Source organism: Pseudomonas sp. FH4 (assembly GCF_000510915.2).
Classification (GTDB): domain Bacteria; phylum Pseudomonadota; class Gammaproteobacteria; order Pseudomonadales; family Pseudomonadaceae; genus Aquipseudomonas; species Aquipseudomonas brenneri.
The window spans coordinates 172,667-192,736 of the sequence record NZ_AOHN01000002.1 but is presented as its reverse complement, the minus strand read 5'-3'; the positions used below and the strand labels follow the sequence as shown (position 1 = coordinate 192,736).

The window sequence follows — 20,070 nt, the reverse complement described above, 5'->3', positions numbered from 1 at the left end:
CAGTTTGAGCCTGCCGGTCGCCACATTCAGGCCTGTCCGTACCGTATCGATGGAGTTTCCCCAGTGATGAGCAACGCAGCCCCAGTCGCACCGACGTTTCCCGACAGCATTTTCCGCGCCTACGACATCCGTGGCGTCGTGCCGAAAACCCTGACCGCCGAAACCGCCTACTGGATCGGCCGCGCCATCGGCTCCCAGAGCCTGGCCCAGGGCGAGCCCAACGTCTCGGTAGGCCGTGATGGCCGCCTGTCCGGCCCCGAGCTGGTGGAGCGCCTGATCCAGGGCCTGGCCGACAGCGGCTGCCATGTCAGCGACGTCGGCCTGGTGCCGACCCCGGCGCTGTACTACGCCGCCAACGTGCTGGCCGGCAAGTCGGGCGTCATGCTCACCGGCAGCCACAACCCGTCGGACTACAACGGCTTCAAGATCGTGATCGCCGGCGACACCCTGGCCAACGAACAGATCCAGGCCCTGCACACGCGCCTGAAAACCAACGACCTGACCAGCGGCAAAGGCAGCATCACCCAGGTCGATATCCTCCAGCGGTATTCGGATGAAATCACCCGTGACGTCAAGCTTGAGCGTCGCCTGAAGGTCGTGGTGGACTGCGGCAACGGCGCAGCCGGCGTGATAGCTCCGCAATTGCTCGAAGCCCTGAACTGCGAAGTGATCCCGCTGTTCTGCGACGTCGACGGCCACTTCCCCAACCATCACCCGGACCCGGGCAAACCTGAAAACCTGGTGGATCTGATCGCCAAGGTCGAAGAAGTGAGCGCCGATCTCGGCCTGGCCTTCGATGGCGACGGCGACCGCGTGGGCGTGGTGACCAACACCGGCAGCATCGTGTTCCCCGACCGCCTGCTGATGCTGTTCGCCCGCGACGTGGTGGCGCGCAACCCAGGCGCCGAGATTATTTTTGACGTGAAGTGCACCCGTCGCCTGACACCGCTGATCAAGGAATACGGTGGCCGTCCGCTGATGTGGAAGACCGGTCACTCGTTGATCAAAAAGAAAATGAAGGAAACCGGCGCCCTACTGGCCGGCGAAATGAGCGGCCACGTGTTCTTCAAGGAGCGCTGGTTCGGTTTTGACGACGGCATCTACAGTGCCGCGCGCCTGCTGGAGATCCTCAGCAAGGAGAAATCCAGCGCCGAAGATCTGTTCGAGACCTTCCCGAACGATATTTCCACGCCGGAAATCAATATCCATGTGACCGAAGAGAGCAAATTCAGCATCATTGACGCACTGCACGATGCGCAATGGGGTGAAGGCGCCAACCTGACCACCATTGATGGTGTGCGAGTCGATTATGCCGAAGGCTGGGGCCTGGTTCGCGCGTCCAACACCACGCCGGTGCTGGTCCTGCGTTTCGAGGCGGATACCGAGGCCGAGTTGCAGCGCATCAAGGACGTGTTCCACGCCCAGTTGAAACGTGTTGCCCCTGATCTCCAACTACCGTTCTGATTATTTGCCCCGGAGCCCTGAATGACCCTCGAACGCGAAGCCGCCGCCAACACCGCCAAGGTCCTTTCCGAAGCGCTTCCTTACATTCGACGCTACGTCGGCAAGACGCTGGTGATCAAGTACGGCGGCAATGCCATGGAAAGCGACGAGCTGAAAACCGGCTTTGCCCGCGACATCGTGTTGATGAAAGCCGTCGGGATCAACCCGGTGGTGGTGCACGGCGGCGGGCCGCAGATCGGTGACCTGCTCAAGCGCTTGTCCATCGAGAGTCATTTCATCGACGGCATGCGCGTCACCGATGCACAGACCATGGACGTGGTGGAGATGGTCCTCGGCGGCCAGGTGAACAAAGACATCGTCAACCTGATCAACCGCCACGGCGGCAGCGCTATCGGCCTGACCGGCAAGGACGCCGAACTGATCCGCGCGAAGAAACTTACCGTGACCCGCAAGACCCCTGAGATGACCCAGCCGGAAATCATCGACATCGGCCAGGTAGGCGAAGTGATCGGCATCAACACCGACTTGCTGAACCTGCTGGTCAAGGGCGACTTCATTCCGGTGATTGCGCCGATCGGCGTGGGTGCCAACGGTGAGTCCTACAACATCAACGCCGACCTGGTCGCCGGCAAAGTTGCCGAGGCCCTGAAGGCCGAGAAGCTGATGTTGCTGACCAACATCGCCGGCCTGATGGACAAGGAAGGCAAGGTCCTGACCGGCCTGACCACCCAGCAGGTCGACGATTTGATCGCCGACGGCACCATCTACGGCGGCATGCTGCCGAAGATCCGCTGCGCACTGGAGGCGGTGCAAGGTGGTGTTGGCAGCTCGTTGATCATCGATGGCCGGGTGCCGAACGCAGTGTTGCTGGAGATCTTCACCGATACCGGCATGGGCACGCTGATCAGCAATCGCAAGCGTCCTTAAGCACCAGAAAACACAAGGCCCCGCTCAATCAAATTGAGCGGGGCCTTTTGTTTGCACGCGATCCAAATGTGGGAGCGGTGTCAGACGCCGAATTGCTCGCGGTATGCACGAACAGCCGGCAGGTGCTGCTTGAGCTGTGGATCGTCTTCGAGGAACTGCAACACCTGGTTCAGCGAGACAATGCTCACCACCGGGATCCCGAAGTCACGCTCCACTTCCTGGATCGCCGACAACTCACCGTTGCCACGCTCCTGGCGGTTCAGCGCGATCAATACGCCAGCGGCCTTGGCGCCATCCTGGGACGCAATGATCTGCATCACTTCGCGGATCGCGGTGCCGGCGGTGATCACGTCATCGATGATCAGCACGTCACCGGTCAACGGTGCGCCGACCAGGCTGCCGCCTTCGCCATGGGCCTTGGCTTCCTTGCGGTTGAAGCACCACGGCAGATCCCTGCCGTGATGTTCAGCCAGGGCCACTGCGGTCGCAGCAGCCAACGGAATGCCTTTGTAGGCTGGGCCAAACAGCACGTCGAAGGAAATGCCGCTTTCAACGATGGCGGCCGCGTAGAAACGCCCCAGTTGCGCCAGGGCAGAACCCGAGTTGAACAGGCCGGCATTAAAGAAGTATGGGCTGGTGCGCCCGGACTTGAGGGTGAACTCACCGAAGCGCAAAACCCCGCGATCGATGGCAAAACGAATGAAATCGCGTTGATACGCCTGCATGAAAAAAGCCTCAGATACCACGGATTTAGCTAAATAGGTAGACGGCGTGTATCATACACGCACGCGATTTTTGGGGCCATTTATGCGGATCATCAGTGTGAACGTTAATGGTATTCAGGCTGCAGTCGAGCGTGGTTTGCTCAGTTGGCTGCAAGCCCAGAATGCCGACGTCATCTGCCTGCAGGACACCCGCGCCTCCGCCTTTGAACTGGACGACCCAGCCTTCCAACTGGATGGCTACTTCCTTTATGCCTGTGATGCCGAAGTCCCTGCCCAAGGTGGCGTGGCTCTGTACTCACGGTTGCAACCCAAGGCGGTCATCAGCGGCCTCGGCTTCGAGACAGCCGATCGCTACGGGCGCTACCTGCAAGCCGATTTCGACAAAGTCAGTATTGCTACCTTGCTGCTCCCTTCGGGGATGAACGGCGATGAAGACTTGAACCAGAAGTTCAAGCTAATGGACGATTTCGCCCGTTATCTGGATAAACAGCGACGCAAACGCCGCGAGTACATTTATTGTGGCTCGTTGTATGTGGCGCAACAGAAGCTGGATATCAAGAACTGGCGCGACAGCCAGCAATCCCCGGGTTTCCTGGCGCCGGAACGGGCCTGGATGGACGAGATTGTCGGCAACATGGGTTATGTAGATGCCCTGCGTGAAGTCAGCCGCGAAGGTGACCAGTACAGCTGGTGGCCGGACAACGAACAGGCCGAGATGCTCAATCTGGGCTGGCGTTTTGACTACCAACTGCTGACCCCCGGCCTGCGCCGGTTTGTCCGCAGCGCACGCCTGCCGCGTCAACCGCGCTTCTCGCAACATGCGCCGTTGATCGTGGATTACGACTGGACCTTGACCATCTGAGGTCAATATCCAGGTACAAAAAAACCGACATCGCTGTCGGTTTTTTTGTGGGCGATCATTATTTGATCAATCGCCATGTGCACGGGTAGCGGTAGGCAATGCCTTTATTGGCCTTGATACCCCCAATGATGGTCAGCACCAACGCGGCAATCACCAGCACCGCCATCATCAGGAAACCAATGATCACAAAACCCAGGACAAAGCAGACCAGCCAGGCAATGGCCACGGTCAGCTGGAAGTTCAGCGCTTCCTTGCCCTGATCATCGATCAGCGGGTCCATGTCCTTTTTCACTTGCCACAGGATCAACGGCCCCAGCACGCTGCCAAACGGAAACACCAGGCCGAGGAACGCCGCGAAATGACAGAGCATGGCCCACTGGCGCACTTCCTTGGTCTGGGCTGGCACAGGAAGCTGGTTGTCACTCATGGCGTTGCTCCTTGAGGCTGGTTTCAGTCAGCCAGTGCGGCGGTCTGTAGTTCGAAGATTTCGCTCATGCCTTTCTGGGCCAGGGCCAGCATGGCGTTCAGGTCTGCCGGCTGGAACGGCGCGCCTTCGGCGGTGCCCTGCACTTCGATGAAACCACCGGTGCTGGTCATGACCACGTTCAGGTCGGTCTCGGCCGCCGAGTCCTCCAGGTAGTCCAGGTCCAGCACCGGCTCGCCCTGATACATGCCCACCGAAACGGCGGCAATCATCTGCTTGAGCGGGTCGCCGCCTTTCAGGCCGCCGCGCTTCTTGATTACTTTCAACGCATCAACCAGGGCCACCATGGCGCCAGTAATGGATGCGGTGCGAGTGCCGCCGTCGGCCTGGATCACGTCGCAGTCGACGTACAGGGTCACGTCGCCCAGTTTAGACATGTCCAGCGCCGCGCGCAGGGAGCGGCCGATCAGGCGCTGGATCTCCAGGGTGCGGCCGCCTTGCTTGCCACGGCTGGCTTCACGCTGGTTACGCTCGCCGGTGGCGCGCGGCAACATGCCGTATTCGGCGGTCAACCAACCCTGGCCCTGGCCCTTGAGGAAACGTGGCACGCCATTTTCAACGCTGACGGTGCAGATGACCTTGGTATCGCCAAACTCGACCAGTACAGATCCCTCGGCGTGTTTGGTGTAGTTGCGGGTGATGCGGATCGAGCGGAGCTGATCGGCAGCGCGACCACTTGGACGTTTCATAGGGGATACCTGTACTGAGGACGAAAAACTGCCGAGCATTATAGAGCCGCAGGCCACTTCTCGGCACTGCTAATAAATTCGGTTACGAATAGACACCCCTGGCACCCTTTGTCACAGCCAGCATTTGGGGGCGCTCGCCCCGTTGCGCTACAATCCTGCGCCTTCGCAGCCACTTGGCTTCAATCTACCTATCAGCCCGCCCGTTTGCGGGACTGTATCGCGAGGTACCTCCATGGTGCATAGCATGACCGCCTTCGCCCGCGTCGAAAAAGCCGGCGTCCAGGGCACCTTGAGCTGGGAATTGCGCTCGGTCAACAGCCGCTACCTGGAGCCGCACCTGCGCCTGCCCGAGTCCTTTCGCGACCTTGAAGGCGCAGTGCGCGAAGCCCTGCGCGCCGGCATCTCGCGCGGCAAGCTGGAATGCACCCTGCGCTTTACCGAAGAAACCACCGGCAAGCCACTGCAGGTTGACCGCGAGCGCGCTGCACAGTTGGTCGCCGCCGCCGAAACCATTGCCAGCCTGATCAAGCAGCCAGCGGCCCTGAACCCCCTGGAAGTCCTGGCCTGGCCCGGCGTACTGGTGGCCGACGCCACTGACCCGCAGGCGCTGAACGCCGAAGCCCTGACCCTGTTCAACCAGGGCCTCAAGGAGCTCAAGGCCGGCCGTGAGCGCGAAGGCGCCGAACTGGCCCGCCTGATCAATGAGCGCCTGACGGCCATCGAAGAAGACGTCGTGACCCTGCGCGAACTGGTGCCGCAAATGCTGGCCACCCAGCGCCAGAAGGTGCTCGACCGCTTCACCGACATGAAGGCCGACCTCGACCCGGTACGCTTGGAACAGGAAATGGTCCTGCTCGCGCAAAAAAGCGACGTCGCCGAAGAACTCGACCGCCTGAGCACCCACATCCTGGAAGTGCGCCGCGTGCTCAAGTCGGCAGGTGCCGCTGGTCGGCGCCTGGACTTCCTGATGCAGGAACTCAACCGCGAAGCCAATACACTGGGCTCCAAAGCCTTCGATCCGCGTAGTACCCAGGCTGCGGTCAACCTCAAAGTGTTGATCGAGCAAATGCGCGAACAAGTACAGAATATTGAGTAAGGCAACTCCCATGACCCACAGCACCGGCACCCTGTACATCATTTCCGCCCCCTCGGGCGCGGGCAAAAGCAGCCTGGTCAAGGCCCTGACTGACGCCAACCCGGAGATCCGCGTGTCGGTCTCCCACACCACTCGCGCCATGCGTCCCGGTGAGGTGAACGGCGTGAACTATCACTTCGTCGAGCGCAGCGAGTTCGTGAAGATGATCGAACATGGCGACTTCCTGGAGCGTGCCGAAGTGTTCGGCAATCTCTATGGCACGTCCCAGAGCCATTTGCAGCAGACCCTGGACGAAGGCCACGACCTGATCCTGGAAATCGACTGGCAGGGCGCCGAACAGGTGCGCCAATTGATGCCCAAGGCGCGTTCGATCTTCATTCTGCCGCCGTCCCTGGAGGCCTTGCACCAGCGCCTGACCAATCGCGGCCAGGACAGTGACGAGATCATCGACGGGCGCATGCGCGAAGCCGTCAGCGAAATGAGCCACTATGTCGACTACGACTACCTGATCATCAACGACGATTTTGCCCACGCCCTGGATGACCTGAAGGCGATTTTCCGCGCCAATCAGCTCCAGCAAAAACGCCAACAGCAGCGTTTTGGCAAATTGCTGGCCGAACTGCTCGGTTGAATGGCTCTTCCCAAAACCGCTGCAAGGGCCTTACATTGGCACTTGTAGCGTGTTTGCCGGGGCCTGCGCAAAATCAGCGCTTCCCTAAACGCTGGTGATTTTTTAAACTGTTGAGTCCGCTCGCCCAACCGGGCAGCGCGCATCTTGCATTCGCTCCGAGGAATACCATGGCCCGCGTAACCGTTGAAGACTGCCTAGAACACGTGGATAACCGCTTTGAGCTGGTCATGCTCTCTACCAAGCGTGCCCGTCAATTGGCCACTGGCGGCAAAGAGCCGTTGCTCAATTGGGAAAATGACAAGCCTACCGTTATGGCCCTGCGCGAAATCGCTGCCGGCGTGATGAGCTATGACTACATCGCCAGCGCTGAAATCGTTGAAGACGAACCGCTGTTTGCAGCGTTCGAGGACGAGTCCAACGAGGCCGTCTAAGCCTATGCCTGGTCGACGTAGCACGGCGCGGGGTCACAGCCTACGGCAGGAGTTAATACTTTGCCGAGCATAGACGCCCTCGCCGATCGCTTATCGACCTACCTCGGTACCGACCAGGTCAACCTGGTCCGCCGAGCGTATTTCTACGCCGAGCAAGCCCACGACGGCCAACGCCGCCGCAGCGGCGAGGCGTACGTCACCCATCCTCTTGCGGTGGCCAATATTCTTGCCGACATGCACATGGACCATCAAAGCCTGATGGCCGCGATGCTGCATGACGTGATCGAAGACACCGGCATTGCCAAGGAAGCGCTCAGTGCGCAATTTGGCGAAACCGTGGCCGACCTGGTCGACGGGGTCAGCAAGCTGACCCAGATGAACTTCGAGACCAAGGCCGAGGCCCAGGCGGAAAACTTCCAGAAGATGGCCATGGCCATGGCCCGGGATATCCGGGTGATCCTGGTCAAGCTGGCCGACCGGCTGCACAACATGCGCACGCTGGAAGTGCTGTCCGGTGAAAAACGCCGGCGCATCGCCAAGGAAACCCTGGAAATCTACGCGCCCATCGCCAACCGGCTGGGCATGCATGCCATTCGTATCGAATTCGAAGACCTTGGCTTCAAGGCGATGCACCCGATGCGCTCGGCGCGCATCTACCAGGCGGTCAAGCGCGCCCGGGGCAATCGCAAGGAAATCGTCAACAAGATCGAAGAGTCCCTGAGCCACTGCCTGGCAATCGACGAGATTGAAGGCGAAGTCAGCGGGCGGCAGAAGCATATCTACGGCATCTACAAGAAGATGCGCGGCAAGCGCCGGGCCTTCAACGAGATCATGGACGTGTATGCGTTCCGGATCATCGTCGACAAGGTCGATACCTGTTACCGCGTGCTGGGCGCTGTACATAATTTGTACAAACCCCTGCCGGGGCGCTTCAAGGACTACATCGCCATTCCCAAGGCCAACGGCTACCAGTCGCTGCATACCACGCTGTTCGGTATGCATGGGGTGCCGATCGAGATCCAGATCCGCACCCGGGAAATGGAAGAGATGGCCAACAACGGCATCGCCGCCCATTGGCTGTACAAATCCAGCGGCGACGAGCAGCCCAAAGGCACCCATGCCCGCGCCCGCCAGTGGGTCAAGGGCGTGTTGGAAATGCAGCAACGCGCTGGCAACTCCCTGGAATTCATCGAAAGCGTGAAGATCGACCTGTTCCCGGACGAGGTCTACGTGTTCACGCCCAAAGGCCGGATCATGGAGCTGCCCAAGGGCTCCACGGCGGTCGACTTTGCCTACGCGGTCCACACCGACGTCGGCAACAGCTGCATCGCATGCCGGATCAATCGTCGCCTGGCCCCGCTGTCGGAACCGCTGCAAAGCGGCTCCACCGTGGAGATCGTCAGCGCGCCAGGGGCCCGGCCGAATCCGGCGTGGCTCAACTTCGTGGTCACCGGCAAGGCACGTACCCATATTCGCCATGCGCTGAAGCTGCAACGCCGCTCCGAGTCCATCAGCCTGGGCGAGCGCCTGCTGAACAAGGTACTCAACGGTTTCGACAGCTCCCTGGAGAAGATCCCCGCCGAGCGCGTACAGGCGATCCTCCACGAGTACCGCCAGGAAACCATCGAAGACCTGCTCGAAGATATCGGCCTGGGCAATCGCATGGCCTACGTCGTCGCCCGCCGCCTGCTGGGCGAAGGCGAGCAACTACCGAGCCCCGAAGGCCCGCTGGCCATTCGCGGCACCGAGGGCCTGGTCCTCAGCTACGCCAAGTGCTGCACGCCGATCCCGGGCGACCCGATTGTCGGGCACCTGTCCGCCGGCAAAGGCATGGTGGTGCACCTGGACAACTGCCGCAATATCAGTGAAATCCGCCACAACCCGGAAAAATGCATCCAGCTGTCATGGGCCAAGGATGTCACCGGCGAATTCAACGTCGAGCTGCGGGTCGAGCTGGAGCACCAGCGCGGGCTGATCGCCTTGCTGGCCAGCAGCGTCAACGCGGCCGATGGCAATATCGAAAAAATCAGCATGGACGAACGCGATGGTCGCATCAGCGTGGTCCAACTGGTGGTCAGCGTGCACGACCGCGTACACCTGGCCCGCGTGATCAAGAAACTGCGTGCCCTGACCGGGGTTATCCGCATCACTCGCATGCGCGCATAACGCCTCCCCTATAGCCCGGACATTACAAGGAGTCATTCATGACCAAGACTGTTATCACCAGCGACAAGGCACCTGCCGCCATCGGTACTTATTCCCAGGCGATCAAGGCGGGCAACACCGTCTACATGTCCGGCCAGATCCCACTGGACCCAAAGACCATGGAGCTGGTTGAAGGCTTCGAAGCCCAGACCGTACAAGTCTTCGAAAACCTCAAGTCGGTAGCCGAAGCAGCGGGCGGTTCGTTCAAGGACATCGTCAAGCTGAACATTTTCCTCACCGACCTGAGCCACTTCGCCAAGGTCAACGAGATCATGGGCAAGTACTTCGAACAACCCTACCCAGCCCGCGCCGCCATTGGCGTTGCCGCCCTGCCCAAGGGTTCGCAGGTTGAGATGGACGCGATTCTGGTCATCGAGTAATACATTCGGCGCAACCCAATAGGTTGCGCCGACTTCGTTTTAAAAGGATTTCGTAATGCGCAAAGCGCTCGTTGCCTCCACGCTGCTCGCCCTACTCCTTGGCGGCTGCGCCAGCAATCCAGCCGACCGGGATGTGAGCGGTACCTGGATCAACCAGGTCGCCATCGATGCGGCGTCCAAGGGCGGCCCTTTGCGTGAAGCCCTGCAAGCCTACGGCCCGAACCTCGAATGGGAGGTCAATACCCGGGCCTACCAGGCGCGCTACTTCAATGGCTTCGAACGGCCTGAAGGCAAGCTGGAGGGTGAAAAGTCAGGCACCTGGAACGTCGACTTCTACGGCAGCTCCACCACCGAACTCAAGCGTGATGGCAAGCAATTGCTGCAAGTGGCCAACGACAACGAGCCCGAACAGCTCTTTGATCGCCCCAAGGACCCTGCCCCCGAAGGCGCACCCCTGGGCGCCAACTTCGAGCGCGCGCTGTACTCGGCTTATATGGGCGGTAGCTGGAAAATCACCAGCGGCAGCGGCAGCGGCGCGACCGTGCAGTTCCAGGCCAACGGCCAAGTGACCGGCCTGCCGGGCGCTGACCAGTATTCGCTGTGCCTGGCAGGCGATTGCGCGTCCATGAGCGGTGGCTACGACAGCATCTGGCTGCAACAAGGCGGCCAGGGCAACCCGTGGATCTTCAGCCGCAATGACAAGCAACTGGAGATTTTCCAGGCGATCAATACGTCCCAGGCCGACGAAGTGCCTTCGTTCACCCCTGGGCCACGCCAGTGGTTGCTGGAAAAACAGTGATACAGAACAAAGGAGCCTACGGGCTCCTTTTTCGTTAGTTACACTCCCTTGTCTCGGACGACCCCATGTTCAAACCACTCCTCATTGGCCTGGCCTTGCTGGGCGGCTGCACCCAAGCGCCGCAACCCGCTGACATCAGTGGGATCTGGATCAACCAGGCCGCCATCGATGCCGCCGCGCAGGGCCGGCCGTTACTCAAGACCCTGAGCGCCAATGGCCGGAACCTGGAGTGGGATATCGATACCCGCACCGCTAGGGCGAATGCCAGCAGTGCCTTTGAGGTTGATGAAGGCCAACTCCTGCCAAAAGCACCCGGCGTATGGACCGTCGACCACAACGGCTATGGCAGTGACGAACTGCAATTAAAGGGTCAGCAACTACTCCAACTGCCTCGCAAGGATCTTCCCGGCCAAGTGTTCCAGCGTCCCTACCCACCCGCCGCAGAGGGTACGCAATGGGGGAACACATTCCGGCAGGCGCTGAACTCAGCCTATATGGGTGGCCAATGGAAAATCCTTGAAGGGCAGGGCGCCGGCGGCACCGTAGTGTTCAACGCGGATGGCAACCTATCGGGACTGGGGAAGAGTGACCGCTACGAGCTATGCCTGGGCGGGGATTGCGCCACTCAGGGCGCCGGCAATGACACCCTGTACCTGGGCAAAGGCGATGTGGGAGACAGCTGGATTTTCGTACGCTACGGCAACACGCTGGAAATTGTCCAGGCGATCAATCATTCCCGGCCAGACGAAGTCCCTCAGTTGAGCCCCGGGCCACGCCAGTGGTTGCTGGAAAAACAGTAACCTAAATGTGGGAACGGGCCCGCTCCCACATTTTCAACCGCGCTTCAGCCTTTGAGGATGGCCGCATAGCCTTCGCGGTAGCTTGGATACGTTGGCGTCCAGCCCAGTGCCTTGGCCCGCGCATTGCTGCACTGCTTGCTGCCCGCGCGCCGCACACTGGCGTCTTCGGCCCACTCGGTGACCCCAAGGTACTCACGCAGCCAGCCCACGACTTCAGACAGCGGCGCAGGCGCGTCGTCGACACCGATATAGACCTTGTCCAACGTACCGCCCTGCTCCACATGCAACAGCAAAAAGGCCAACAGCCCCGCCGCATCATCGACATGTATGCGGTTGCCATATAGAGGCGGCTCAACAGCCACGCGATAGCCTTGACGCACCTGGCTCAACAGCCACTCACGACCCGGACCGTAAATGCCGGTCAAGCGCAGTGTCGTGGCTGGGATACCGCTGTCGAATGCCACTTGCTCGGCTTCCAGCATCACCTGCCCAGAATAGCCAACGGCCTGGGTGGCCGAGGTTTCATCGACCCACTCGCCATCCTGCTGGCCGTAGACGCTGCTGCTGGAGACGAAAACAAGATGTTTGGGCTCCTGGCCATAGTCGCCCAGCCACTCCAACACATGCTCCAGGCCCTGGACATAAGCCTTGCGATAGCCCGCCTCGTCGTGATCGGTTGCAGCGGCGCAGTACACCAGGTAATCCACGCCGCCGATCGGCCACGTGTCGGGACACTCTTTATTGAACAGGTCACCGGCAATGCCAATCACCCCTTCCGGCAGGCGCGAGACATTACGTCGCAGGCCATGCACCTCCCATCCCGCGGCCAGCAATTGACTTGCCAGCCGGCTCCCTACATCACCACAACCGGCAATCACCACAGAAGGCGCAGACATCACAAAACTCCGTTCTCAAAGGTCTAGATTAGCCCTCGCAGGTGACCAGCGGCCAGGAAAAGCACAAATAAAGTTACTGTATTACTTCTGTTAACAAGAATTACTTGCAATAATAACCGCCCGTTTGTCCTCGGCCGCCCTCCGGCCTGGCAGGACAATTACTTATTTTCAACTCTCAGGTCCGGCCAGCATGACACGCAATAACCTCCCCGCTTCGCCAACCAAGCCTCACAGCCCGTCCCGCGCCTGGCGCGCGATTGCTGCGGTGCTGTTCAGCGCCTTGCTGGCACCGACCGCCGCTTTCGCCGATGTCACGGCCCCGGCTACCCCGCCGGCCGCTACTGCGCCGGCCCCGGCCGCCGCAGCCCCCGCACCTGAGCAAAATGCCGCAGTACCCGGCGCCCCGGCTGCCGCACCTGCCGCTGCCGAAGGCGTAGCCCCCACAGATGAAACCGGTCTTGTCCTGGAAGAAGACAACACCCTGGGCATGGCCCACGACCTGTCACCTTGGGGCATGTACCAGAACGCTGACATCATCGTGAAGATCGTGATGATCGGCCTGGCCATCGCCTCGATCATCACCTGGACCATCTGGATCGCCAAGGGCTTCGAGCTGCTGGGCGCCAAACGTCGCCTGCGCACCGAAATCGCCAACCTGAAAAAAGCCACCACCCTCAAGGAAGCCAGCGAAAGCGCGGCCATCAAGGGCACCCTCGCGCACCTGCTGGTGCACGACGCCCTGGAAGAAATGCGCCTGTCGGCCAACACCCGTGAGAAGGAAGGCATCAAGGAGCGTGTGAGTTTCCGCCTTGAGCGCCTGGTAGCGGCCTGCGGTCGCAACATGAGCAATGGCACCGGCGTGCTGGCAACCATCGGTTCCACCGCACCGTTTGTCGGCCTGTTCGGTACCGTGTGGGGCATCATGAACAGCTTCATCGGCATCGCCAAGACCCAGACCACCAACCTCGCCGTCGTCGCTCCCGGTATTGCCGAAGCCCTGCTGGCAACTGCCCTGGGCCTGGTCGCCGCGATTCCTGCGGTGGTGATCTACAACGTGTTCGCCCGTTCGATCGCCGGCTACAAGGCCCAGGTGTCGGATGCTTCGGCAGAAGTCCTGTTGCTGGTCAGCCGTGACCTCGATCACCTGCCTACCGAGCGCAGCTCGCAACCGCACATGGTGAAAGTGGGGTAATCGGCCATGGGCCTGCATTTGAATCAAGGTGACGACGAGCTCGTCGAGAACCACGAAATCAACGTCACACCGTTTATCGACGTGATGCTGGTGCTGCTGATCATCTTCATGGTCGCAGCACCCCTGGCTACGGTGGACATCAAGGTCGACCTCCCCGCCTCCAGCGCGAAACCCGCGCCGCGACCGGAGAAACCGGTGTTCCTCAGCGTCAAGGCTGACCAGCGCCTGTTCCTGGGCGAAGAAGAAGTCAAATCCGAAACCCTCGGTGCGGTGCTCGACGTCCGGACCCAGGGCAAGAAAGACACGACGATCTTCTTCCAGGCCGACAAAGGCGTGGACTACGGCGACCTGATGAGCGTGATGGATGCCCTGCGGGCGGCCGGTTACCTCAAGGTCGGTCTGGTCGGACTTGAGACGGCAGCCAAGAAATGATCACGACGCGCCACAAACTGACGCGTTATGGCACCAGCCTCGCCGTCGTGCTGGGCGTCCACGCCGTCGCGATCATCCTCGCGCTCCAGTGGTCGGCGCCACACATGGTGCAGTTGCCACCGGCGGCCATGGTCATCGACCTGGCGCCGATGCCGGCGCCACCCCCTCCGGCCCCGCCGAAGGTGGTGACGCCACCGCAACCGCCGGCACCGGTGGAAGAGTTGCCATTGCCCAAGCTGGCCGAGGCACCGAAACCCACCATTTCCGTGCCCAAGCCGGTCAAGCCAAAGCCCAAGCCACAGCCGCCCAAGCCGGAGAAAAAGGTCGAGCCGCCCAAGGAGAAACCTTCCGAGGATCCGCCAAGCGAAAGCCCGGCGAATAATGCGCCTTCGGAAAAGTCGGCGCAGCCACAACCCGGTCCTTCGCCGGCGCAGATCGCGGCCAAGGCAACGTGGGAAAGTACGCTGCTCGGTCACTTGGCGAAGTACAAGAAGTACCCGCCAGGCGCCCAGGCCCGTGGCAAGGAAGGCTTGAACCGCTTGCGGTTCGTGGTGGATGCCGAAGGCAAGGTGCTGTCCTATGAACTGGTGGGCCGCTCCGGCAACGCCGACCTGGACCGCGCTACCCTGGAGATGATCCGTCGTGCCCAGCCGCTGCCCAAGCCACCGGCCGATATGTTGAAAAACGGCAGCATCGAAATCGTTGCGCCGTTTGTCTACAACATCGAGAAACGTCGCCGCTGATCCCCTGTCTGTATGAGCAGGCTTGCCTGCTCATACAGACAGTCCCGGGCTTCAGCAAAATCCCCCGCACAAACCGCTCAATCCCCACTCCAGTTCTGATAACGTGCGCCTATCGATTGCAGCCGGTATGCTTGGCCCGCAACCTCATGGACGCCCGCTATGACTCTTACAGAATTACGCTACATCGTGACCCTCGCCCAAGAGCAACACTTCGGCCATGCCGCAGAACGTTGCCATGTCAGCCAGCCGACGCTGTCGGTGGGTGTGAAGAAGCTTGAAGACGAACTCGGTGTGCTGATTTTCGAGCGCAGCAAAAGCGCCGTGCGCCTCACCCCGGTAGGCGAAGGCATTGTTGCCCAGGCCCAGAAGGTGCTGGAGCAGGCCCAGAGCATTCGTGAGCTGGCCCAGGCCGGCAAGAACCAACTGACCGCCCCGCTGAAAGTCGGCGCAATCTACACCGTCGGCCCGTACCTGTTCCCACACCTGATCCCGCAACTGCACCGCGTCGCGCCGCAGATGCCGCTGTATATCGAAGAAAACTTCACCCACGTGTTGCGCGACAAGCTGCGCAACGGTGAGTTGGACGCGATCATCATCGCCCTGCCATTCAACGAAGCCGACGTGCTGACGCTACCGCTCTACGACGAGCCGTTCTCTGTGCTGATGCCTGCGTCCCATCCATGGACCCAGAAAGACACGATCGACGCCAGCCTGCTCAACGACAAGAGCCTGCTGCTGCTTGGCGAAGGCCACTGCTTCCGTGACCAGGTGCTGGAGGCCTGTCCAACCCTGAGCAAGGGCAACGACGGCGCCAAACACACCACTGTGGAGTCCAGCTCCCTGGAGACCATTCGCCACATGGTAGCGTCCGGCCTGGGCATCTCGATCCTGCCGCTGTCGGCCGTGGACAGCCATCACTACGCTGCCGGCGTGATTGAAGTGCGTCCGCTCACCCCGCCCGTGCCATTCCGTACCGTGGCGATTGCGTGGCGTGCCAGTTTCCCGCGCCCCAAAGCGATTGATATCCTCGCCGACTCGATCCGCCTGTGCTCGGTGGCCAAGCCGCCTGCTGCGAGCTAAGCACTTGTATGACTGAACTGTCGCAGGTGTCGGTGACGGCACTCAAGGGTGTCGGTGAAGCCATGGCCGAGAAACTGGCCAAGGTTGGCCTGGAAAACCTCCAGGACGTGCTGTTTCACCTGCCCCTGCGTTACCAGGACCGCACCCGTGTAGTGCCCATCGGCCATCTGCGCCCCGGGCAGGATGCCGTGGTCGAGGGCACCGTCAGCGGTGCAGATGTGGTGATGGGCAAACGCCGCAGCCTAGTGGTGCGCCTGCAGGACGGTACCGGTGGCCTGAGCCTGCGCTTCTACCATTTCAGCAACGCACAAAAGGAAGGCCTCAAGCGTGGCACCCGCGTGCGTTGCTACGGTGAAGCCCGGCCAGGGGCCTCGGGCCTGGAAATCTATCACCCGGAATATCGCGCCATCACCGGCGACGAGCCACCACCGGTAGACACCACCCTCACCCCGATCTACCCGCTCACCGAAGGCCTGACGCAACAGCGCCTGCGCCAATTATGCATGCAGACCCTGGCCCTGCTCGGCCCGCAAAGCCTGCCCGACTGGCTACCGCAGGAGCTGGCCCGGGACTACCAGTTGGCGCCCCTGGATGACGCGATCCGCTACCTGCACCATCCACCGGCCGATGCCGATGTCGATGAGCTAGCTCTGGGTCATCACTGGGCCCAGCATCGCCTGGCCTTTGAAGAACTGCTGACCCATCAACTGTCCCAGCAACGCCTGCGCGAAAGCATGCGTTCCCTGCGCGCGCCGGCGATGCCCAAGGCCACGCGCCTGCCCGCGCAATACCTGGCCAACCTCGGCTTTGCGCCGACCGGTGCACAACAGCGCGTAGGCAATGAAATCGCCTACGACCTGAGCCAGAAAGAACCCATGCTGCGCCTGATCCAGGGCGACGTCGGTGCCGGCAAGACCGTGGTCGCCGCCCTGGCTGCGCTGCAGGCCCTGGAGGCCGGTTATCAAGTGGCCCTGATGGCGCCGACCGAGATCCTTGCCGAACAGCACTTCATCACCTTCAAGCGCTGGCTCGAACCCCTGGGCCTGGAAGTGGCGTGGCTAGCGGGCAAGCTCAAGGGCAAGAACCGCGCGGCCGCCCTGGAGCAGATCGCCGCCGGCGCACCGATGGTGGTGGGCACTCACGCGCTGTTCCAGGATGAAGTGAAATTCAAGAACCTGGCCCTGGTGATCATCGACGAACAGCACCGTTTCGGTGTGCAGCAACGCCTGGCCCTGCGCGAAAAAGGCGTGGGCGGACGGATGAATCCGCACCAGTTGATCATGACCGCCACCCCGATCCCACGCACCTTGGCCATGAGTGCCTACGCCGATCTCGACACCTCGATTCTCGATGAACTGCCGCCCGGCCGCACCCCGGTCAACACCGTGCTGGTCACCGACACCCGTCGGGTCGAAGTGATCGAACGGGTACGCGGGGCCTGCACCGAAGGGCGCCAGGCCTATTGGGTGTGTACGCTGATCGAAGAGTCGGAAGAGCTGACCTGCCAGGCGGCTGAAACCACCTATGAAGACCTCACCAGTGCCTTGGGCGAGCTCAAGGTCGGGCTGATCCACGGGCGCATGAAGCCTGCGGAAAAAGCCGCGGTGATGGCCGAGTTCAAGGCCGGCAACCTGCAACTGCTGGTGGCCACTACGGTGATTGAAGTCGGCGTGGATGTGCCCAACGCCAGCCTGATGATCATCGAAAACCCCGAGCGCCTGGGCCTGGCTCAATTGCACCAACTGCGTGGCCGCGTCGGTCGGGGCAGTGCCGCCAGTCACTGCGTGCTGCTCTACCATCCGCCGCTGTCGCAGATTGGTCGCCAGCGCCTGGGGATCATGCGCGAAACCAACGATGGCTTCGTGATTGCCGAAAAGGATCTGGAACTGCGCGGCCCAGGCGAGATGCTTGGCACCCGCCAGACCGGGTTGCTGCAGTTCAAGGTCGCTGACCTGATGCGTGATGCCGACCTGCTGCCAGCGGTGCGCGACGCCGCCCAGGCCCTGCTGGAACGCTGGCCGCACCACGTCAGCCCGTTGCTCGATCGCTGGCTGCGTCATGGCCAGCAATACGGCCAGGTCTGACCCAGCGCCCCTGTAGGAGCGAGCTTGCTCGCGAAGAACTCACAGGCGCCACGTATATGCCGGTGCCCCGCGTTATCGCTAAGGTTCTTCGCGAGCAAGCTCGCTCCTACAGTAATGGGGACCGCCAACACCATCACAAACCACAGTTAGACACCACTCAGCCGGACCAAGCTGGTTATACTCCAAGCAAATGTAGGAGATTGGATCCGGCCATGTCAGAAGTTGCCCACGCCACAGCCCCGCCGACCGCACCCTCGGTCATTCGGGACCTGCTCGCGAAACTCGCCATCAGCTACACGCAAGTCACCGAACACCCAGGGCTGAATCCGGCCCGAAAGGTTCAAGCGGTGCTGCTCGATGACGCCGTGGGCGCCCTCATGGTGCTGTTCCCCCAGAGCCAATTGCTGGACCTCAACCGCCTCACCGAACTGACCGGCCGCAACCTGACTGCTGTCTCGCCGGAACGCCTGGAGCGCATGCTCGGCAAGCACAGCCTGAGCCTGTTGCCTGGTCTGCCGCCGCTGACCAGTTCACCGTGCCTGTACGAAGAAAGTCTGCTGCGCGAGCCAACCCTGCTGGTGCATTCGGGCGAAGCCACGGTGCTGCTGGAAATCACCAGCGATGACTTCAAGCGCATGCTGAGCAAGGCCAGTGCCGCCAACTTCGGCGAGCCCCTGAGCAGCATCCGGCCCAACTTCGACCGTCCTGCCGACGATCGTGACGAGATCACCCAGGCAATGCAGGCGTTTACCGCCCGCCGCATCCAGCAACGCCTGGAAGCCACCATCGAGATCCCGCCGCTGGCCGATACCGCGCAGAAGATCATCAAGCTGCGGGTCGATCCCAACGCGACCATCGACGACATTACCGGCGTGGTCGAAACCGACCCAGCCCTGGCCGCGCAAGTCGTGAGCTGGGCGGCATCGCCGTATTACGCCTCGCCGGGCAAGATCCGCTCGGTGGAAGATGCGATTGTGCGCGTGCTGGGCTTCGACCTGGTGATCAACCTGGCCCTCGGCCTGGCGCTGGGCAAGACCTTGAGCCTGCCCAAGGACCATCCGCAACAGGCTACGCCCTACTGGCACCAGTCGATCTACACCGCGGCGGTAATCGAAGGGCTGACCCGTGCCATGCCGCGCGCCCAGCGCCCGGAAGCCGGCCTGACCTACTTGGCGGGCCTGCTGCACAACTTTGGCTATCTGTTGCTGGCCCACGTCTTCCCGCCGCACTTCTCGCTGATCTGCCGGCACCTGGAGGTCAACCCGCACCTGTGCCACAGCTATGTCGAGCAACACTTGCTGGGGATCAGCCGCGAGCAGATCGGTGCCTGGTTGATGCGTTACTGGGACATGCCGCAAGAGCTGTCCACTGCCCTGCGCTTCCAGCATGACCCGACCTACGACGGCCAATACGCCGAATACCCGAACCTGGTGTGCCTGGCCGTACGCCTGTTGCGCGGGCGCGGCATCGGCTCCGGGCCTGAGGCCGAGATCCCGGACGAGCTGCTGGAGCGCCTGGGCCTGGACCGCAGCAAAGCTGAGGATGTAGTGAGCAAGGTGCTGGATGCCGAGGTGTTGTTGCGGGAGTTGGCGTCGCAGTTCAGCCAGGGGTGAAGCGGGCGTCTGTCAAACCGCTATCGCAGGCAAGCCAGCTCCCACAGTTGACCGAGTTCCAACGTTGGAATGCACTCAAAATGTGGGAGCTGGCTTGCCTGCGATGAATCCAACTCGGTCTCTCAGGCCTTCTTTTTCTTCGGCTTCAAGTACTTGGTCAACCCCTGGAACCACATCACCAGCGCCGGGTTGCCCTTGATCTGGATCGACTTGTCCTGAATCCCTGTCATGAATGCCAGTTGCTTGTTCTTCGCCTGCATCGTGGCGAAGCCGTAGGCGGCGTCTTTGAAGGCAATAGCAAACGCAGGCTCCGGGTGGACACCCGAGCGGCTGGTGATGCGCTGGTCTTTGACGATGAAGTGACGGGCAACCTTGCCGTCAAGGGTCTGCAGCTGGAACGCCAGGTCCTTGTCACCCAACTGCTGCTGGAATGCAGGGTTGTTGCGGCTGGCTTTGGCCATCATCAGGCCCAGCACCCACAGAAGAAAACGAAATTTCATGCACACGGCCTCAGTGTAATTATTGGGTGGCCGCAGC

20 protein-coding genes and 1 pseudogene are annotated in these 20,070 nt (G+C 61.4%); 16 read left to right on the top strand and 5 right to left on the bottom strand.

All coding sequences use genetic code 11. The features are described from left to right. Positions 1-57: 57 nt before the first annotated feature. Both H097_RS01675 and argB read left to right on the top strand, forming a co-directional pair. Positions 58-1,464: pseudogene (locus tag H097_RS01675) on the top strand (phosphomannomutase/phosphoglucomutase); the annotation flags it as partial. A 21-nt stretch (positions 1,465-1,485) separates the two neighbouring features. Continuing rightward, on the top strand, positions 1,486-2,391 hold the full coding sequence (gene argB, locus H097_RS01670) for an acetylglutamate kinase (RefSeq protein WP_029289812.1): 906 nt from the start codon (positions 1,486-1,488) through the stop codon (positions 2,389-2,391). A gap of 80 nt (positions 2,392-2,471) precedes the next feature. Here argB and pyrE read toward each other — a convergent pair whose 3' ends face one another. After that, complete coding sequence (gene pyrE / locus H097_RS01665; protein ID WP_021492595.1) at positions 2,472-3,116, bottom strand: orotate phosphoribosyltransferase; 645 nt, start codon at positions 3,114-3,116, stop codon at positions 2,472-2,474. 82 nt (positions 3,117-3,198) lie between these two features. Between pyrE and H097_RS01660 the strand changes: the two genes are divergently transcribed. Further along, complete coding sequence (locus H097_RS01660) at positions 3,199-3,978, top strand: exodeoxyribonuclease III (protein WP_029289816.1); 780 nt, start codon at positions 3,199-3,201, stop codon at positions 3,976-3,978. A gap of 58 nt (positions 3,979-4,036) precedes the next feature. Here H097_RS01660 and H097_RS01655 read toward each other — a convergent pair whose 3' ends face one another. Together H097_RS01655 and rph are read right to left on the bottom strand one after the other, a co-directional pair. After that, complete coding sequence (locus H097_RS01655) at positions 4,037-4,405, bottom strand: DUF4870 domain-containing protein (protein ID WP_029289818.1); 369 nt, start codon at positions 4,403-4,405, stop codon at positions 4,037-4,039. A gap of 23 nt (positions 4,406-4,428) precedes the next feature. Then, the gene (gene rph, locus H097_RS01650) at positions 4,429-5,151 is read right to left on the bottom strand and encodes a ribonuclease PH (protein ID WP_029289820.1); all 723 of its coding nucleotides are present in this window, start codon (positions 5,149-5,151) and stop codon (positions 4,429-4,431) included. Between the two features lie 232 nt (positions 5,152-5,383). On the opposite strand from rph, the gene H097_RS01645 reads away from it, so the two are divergent. The 7 genes from H097_RS01645 to H097_RS01615 all read left to right on the top strand — a co-directional run bounded on the left by H097_RS01645 (position 5,384) and on the right by H097_RS01615 (position 11,493). After that, positions 5,384-6,247: a YicC/YloC family endoribonuclease gene (locus tag H097_RS01645; RefSeq protein ID WP_032856813.1), complete on the top strand. Its 864-nt coding sequence runs from the start codon at positions 5,384-5,386 to the stop codon at positions 6,245-6,247. Between the two features lie 10 nt (positions 6,248-6,257). Continuing rightward, positions 6,258-6,878 (top strand): guanylate kinase, encoded by a 621-nt coding sequence (gene gmk / locus H097_RS01640; RefSeq protein WP_032856812.1) that lies wholly within the window; start codon positions 6,258-6,260, stop codon positions 6,876-6,878. Positions 6,879-7,045: 167 nt separating this feature from the next. Beyond that, on the top strand, positions 7,046-7,309 hold the full coding sequence (gene rpoZ / locus H097_RS01635) for a DNA-directed RNA polymerase subunit omega (RefSeq protein WP_032856811.1): 264 nt from the start codon (positions 7,046-7,048) through the stop codon (positions 7,307-7,309). A gap of 60 nt (positions 7,310-7,369) precedes the next feature. Beyond that, positions 7,370-9,475, top strand: a complete 2,106-nt coding sequence (spoT, locus tag H097_RS01630; RefSeq protein WP_032856810.1) for a bifunctional GTP diphosphokinase/guanosine-3',5'-bis pyrophosphate 3'-pyrophosphohydrolase — start codon at positions 7,370-7,372, stop codon at positions 9,473-9,475. 38 nt (positions 9,476-9,513) lie between these two features. Next, the gene (locus H097_RS01625) at positions 9,514-9,894 is read left to right on the top strand and encodes a RidA family protein (protein ID WP_025130815.1); all 381 of its coding nucleotides are present in this window, start codon (positions 9,514-9,516) and stop codon (positions 9,892-9,894) included. Positions 9,895-9,949: 55 nt separating this feature from the next. After that, positions 9,950-10,693, top strand: a complete 744-nt coding sequence (locus H097_RS01620) for a hypothetical protein (protein ID WP_032856809.1) — start codon at positions 9,950-9,952, stop codon at positions 10,691-10,693. A gap of 65 nt (positions 10,694-10,758) precedes the next feature. Further along, positions 10,759-11,493 (top strand): hypothetical protein, encoded by a 735-nt coding sequence (locus H097_RS01615; protein ID WP_032856808.1) that lies wholly within the window; start codon positions 10,759-10,761, stop codon positions 11,491-11,493. A 44-nt stretch (positions 11,494-11,537) separates the two neighbouring features. Here the strand turns inward: H097_RS01615 and H097_RS01610 are convergent, their stop codons facing one another. Further along, positions 11,538-12,389 carry an NAD-dependent epimerase/dehydratase family protein gene (locus H097_RS01610; protein WP_032856806.1) on the bottom strand — a complete coding sequence of 284 codons (852 nt, stop codon included), beginning with the start codon at positions 12,387-12,389 and terminating at the stop codon, positions 11,538-11,540. A gap of 190 nt (positions 12,390-12,579) precedes the next feature. On the opposite strand from H097_RS01610, the gene exbB reads away from it, so the two are divergent. From exbB to H097_RS01580, 6 genes are all read left to right on the top strand, one after another. Further along, entirely contained in the window at positions 12,580-13,581 is a 1,002-nt protein-coding gene (gene exbB, locus H097_RS01605) for a tonB-system energizer ExbB (RefSeq protein ID WP_032856804.1), read from the top strand. Positions 13,582-13,587: 6 nt separating this feature from the next. Continuing rightward, complete coding sequence (gene exbD, locus H097_RS01600) at positions 13,588-14,013, top strand: TonB system transport protein ExbD (protein ID WP_032856802.1); 426 nt, start codon at positions 13,588-13,590, stop codon at positions 14,011-14,013. Then, complete coding sequence (locus H097_RS01595) at positions 14,010-14,756, top strand: energy transducer TonB (protein ID WP_032856801.1); 747 nt, start codon at positions 14,010-14,012, stop codon at positions 14,754-14,756. The genes exbD and H097_RS01595 overlap by 4 nt, the downstream gene beginning before the upstream one ends. 159 nt (positions 14,757-14,915) lie before the next feature. After that, positions 14,916-15,836, top strand: a complete 921-nt coding sequence (locus H097_RS01590) for a hydrogen peroxide-inducible genes activator (protein ID WP_032856799.1) — start codon at positions 14,916-14,918, stop codon at positions 15,834-15,836. Between the two features lie 8 nt (positions 15,837-15,844). Next, positions 15,845-17,920 (top strand): ATP-dependent DNA helicase RecG, encoded by a 2,076-nt coding sequence (recG, locus tag H097_RS01585; RefSeq protein ID WP_032856798.1) that lies wholly within the window; start codon positions 15,845-15,847, stop codon positions 17,918-17,920. A gap of 212 nt (positions 17,921-18,132) precedes the next feature. Beyond that, positions 18,133-19,533, top strand: coding sequence for an aminoacyl-tRNA deacylase and HDOD domain-containing protein (locus H097_RS01580; RefSeq protein ID WP_032856797.1), 1,401 nt, complete (start codon positions 18,133-18,135; stop codon positions 19,531-19,533). 122 nt (positions 19,534-19,655) lie between these two features. Here the strand turns inward: H097_RS01580 and H097_RS01575 are convergent, their stop codons facing one another. Next, a complete protein-coding gene (locus H097_RS01575; RefSeq protein ID WP_029289848.1) occupies positions 19,656-20,033 on the bottom strand; it encodes a hypothetical protein in 378 nt (125 codons plus the stop codon). Between the last annotated feature and the right edge of the window lie 37 nt (positions 20,034-20,070).